Genomic DNA, 3,323 nt, shown 5'->3' on the forward strand with positions numbered 1-3,323 from the left:
AAGTCGTTGGCGTGTGTTCCGCGTCCTCTTTGTCTGGCGAGCCCAAACGCAATAGCGCTGTAGACGCCGAAGCCGCAACTTCGGTGTGCGCGTCGGTGAGCAACAACTGGGCGGCGCAATCGCTGATGATCCAGCTTTGCCGTTCTGTGGGAGCGCGCGGATCAATCGGTACATACGCTGCCCCTGCCTTGAGAATGGCCAACTGCGCCACCACCAAATCAATTGAGCGCTCGAGCAGCGTGGCAACATAGTTGCCAGGTTGGATGCCCAAATCGATAAGCCGATGCGCCAGCCGATTGGCCCGTGCATTAAGCTGCGCATAGCTCAGTGTCTGCTCTTCATACACCAGAGCGATGGCATCCGGGCTACGCTCCACCTGCGCCTCGAACAACTGATGAATGCACTCGTGCGCCGGATAGGAGGTCGTCGTCGCGTTCCATGTCTGAAGCAGCAGGGTACGCTCTTCACGAGGCAACACTTCTAATTGCCAAACCGGCAAATTTGGTGCATATTCGAGCGCTTCGGCTAGGCTTTCTAGTGCCTGCTGCATATAACCGCACACACGGTTCGCGTCAAACGGCCGCACCACTTGAACGCTGAGTCTTAGCGCTTGGTCAGCATCATCCACCGACAGCGTGAGTGGGTAGTTGGTACGTCCTTCTACATTTAACAAACTTGCACTATCTACCGGTTGGCCCTCAACCGGCCGCGCCGCATTGTGCCGATAATTAAACAGTGCGCTAAAGAGTGGCATGCCCGCCGGCACGCCGCTGCAACGCTGCGCGAGTGCGAGCGACGCATGTTCATGTTCGAGCAACGCAGCCAAGCGCGCTTGCATATCCCGCACGCTATGCTCAACGCTACTGTCTAGCTCCACTCGCAACGGCAGTGTGTTGATAAACGGCCCCATCGCACTGCCCGCGCCATCGCCCCCTTGCATTCGCCCGAACAACACCGTGCCAAACACTACCCGCTGCTGGCCGCTCGCACGCGCGAGCACCTGCGCCCACGCCAGATGAAATAAGCTGGCCACGCTCACGCCCTGGCGTCTGGCCTGCGCACGCAACTGGTTGTTCAATGCCTGTGGCAACCTTCGCTGCGCTTCGGTGACTTCCGCGCCGTCACGATGCACGCCGGTGAGCCCAAACGGCAGTGTCGGTTCGTCCACGTCAGCGAGCATGTCAGTGAAGAAACGCTCATGGGCTTCTTGGCTCACGCCCAGGCGTGCCTGCGCGACCAAGTTACGGAAAGGTTGAGCCGGTGGCAATGTGTCGCCACGGCCTTCAAGGAACGCCCGCACCTCAGTGTGCATGACCTCCAGTGTCGCGTGATCGTCGATTAGATGGTGCACCAATTCCAATAGCAGCCAGCGGCCATCGCTGTCTTGCGCGAGCACAAAATGCATCAACGGAGCTTGAGTTAAATCGATGCGGTGACAACGAGGATTGAAGCGATGGGTCAGTTGCTCGATAACGGGTCCCTGGGCCGGATCCAAGACAAGTTCAGTAATCGACAGCGGTGCATGGCGCCAGACAACCTGAGCGGGTGCAGACAGGCCCTCCCATACAAAGGCAGTACGCAAAATATCGTGACGATCAACGACTTGCTGGACTGCATTGAGGTAGCGATCGAGTTCCTCCCGATTTCCAAATGATTTCTGAACCATCCGCAGATACGGGTCGCCGTCAGTGGCCAGCAAGTGGTGAAACAAAATCCCGTCTTGCAGTGGCGAAAGCGCATAAATATCTTGGATGTTTGCCGCCCCACCCGGCACCCGTTCAACAATTTGATTGATGTCCGCTTGAGCCAAGTCGATGAGCGGCAGCATCTGCGGCGTGATTGTCGTGTTGTCGGGTGTGATTACGTTAGGTGGCACCGTCACTTCACGGTGCTGGCCAAGCGATTCGGCAAGTGCGCTCAGCGTGGGCGAGTCGAACAACGTGCGTACCGAGAATGTCAACCCAAACCGACGCAAGCGTTCGATCATCCGTATTGCAAGCAGCGAATGACCACCCAGTGCAAAGAAGCTATCTTGGCGCCCCACCCGCTCGACCCCGAGCAGCTCGGCCCAAATCGCCGCAAGCTTGGTTTCCAACTCCCCTTGCGGCGCTTCATATAGTTGACCTAATAGTGTACTGTCTGGGGCCGGCAGCGCACGTCGATCAAGCTTACCGTTCGGCGTGAGCGGCAATGTATCCAAACGCATGAAAACGGCCGGCACCATGTATTCGGGTAGTCGTGTTGCTACATACTGACGAATATCTGCGAATTGATCTAAGCTTGTCGGGTTATTTGCATGAGCATGAGGGGTTTGCCCACTACTGGAGGAAGGCGGCAAATAGAGATCCGTCGGGACGGCGCAAGCCATGTCGCGTGCCTGCACCAGCACAACATCTATACATGCCGGAGCAGTATGTTCCGACCACGTAACACCGACCCAATAACCCAACGATTCACCCAATGCGTAGAAATCTTCAACAGTGGGCGCAGTAGTCTGTGCATAACCCGTTTTGAGCCGATGCTGGATCAGTTCAAGATCACAATCAGCGTTATTCAACGCCTGCGTGGCTTCAAGTTCGCACGCTACGCGCATATTGGGCACACCGACAATTCGCAAACAGGCGGGACGTTCAGTGGCTAAATGCGTTTTCACCGCCTCAAGCGTAGTGGCCTCTGCCCAATACAGTTGCGGCGCGTGCGCCAGCGGTAGCGTGTTGACCGACCCTTTACGCAGCACCACATCGTAGCGATAACGGCTCAATTCATTATGGTAATCGCCATGCTTGAGCTGAATATCAATCGCCGCGATTTCATCAATGGCGCGGTGCAGCGTACTGAAGAAGGCCGGTGCCAGGCGCAATTCCTTTCTGGCCAGTTGGCTTTGCTTGATCCGTCGGCGCAAACTGGCATAGTCATCCGTGCTGGGATCCGCTTGGTATAATTGGACGGCACTAGTGAAGCACTCGAACAAGCGCAAGTCTGGCACATCCCCGACAAAAAGAGCGCCTCCCGGCGCAAGTAGCGCCATCGCCTGACGTAACACATCAAGCAAATAATCAGCGTTCGGGAAATGTAAGACAACGGAATTAATGACGATAGTGTCAAAATAGCCTTGCGGCAAGCCCTCAGTAATATGTGCGGCTTGCGTGCGCAACTCAACGCGTGCCGCTAATTCAGCGTGCTGCGCCACCTGAAGCTTGAGCGCTTCAATAACGGGGGCGGAAATATCCGTACCCCAATACGCTTCACAATGGGGCGCTAAGTGCGCGAGCAGCAGTCCCGTGCCTACACCAATCTCCAGCACCCGCCGCGGTTGCAACTCA

Annotated in this window: 1 protein-coding gene; it reads right to left on the minus strand. The window is 56.6% G+C overall.

Annotated features, from left to right (window positions below):
• A partial coding sequence (locus tag KPG66_RS16070) for a condensation domain-containing protein (protein WP_237071466.1) occupies window positions 1-3,323 on the minus strand: 3,323 nt, incomplete at both ends.

It is taken from the genome of Mycetohabitans sp. B2 (assembly GCF_021733735.1).
GTDB classification, from domain to species: Bacteria; Pseudomonadota; Gammaproteobacteria; order Burkholderiales; family Burkholderiaceae; genus Mycetohabitans; species Mycetohabitans rhizoxinica.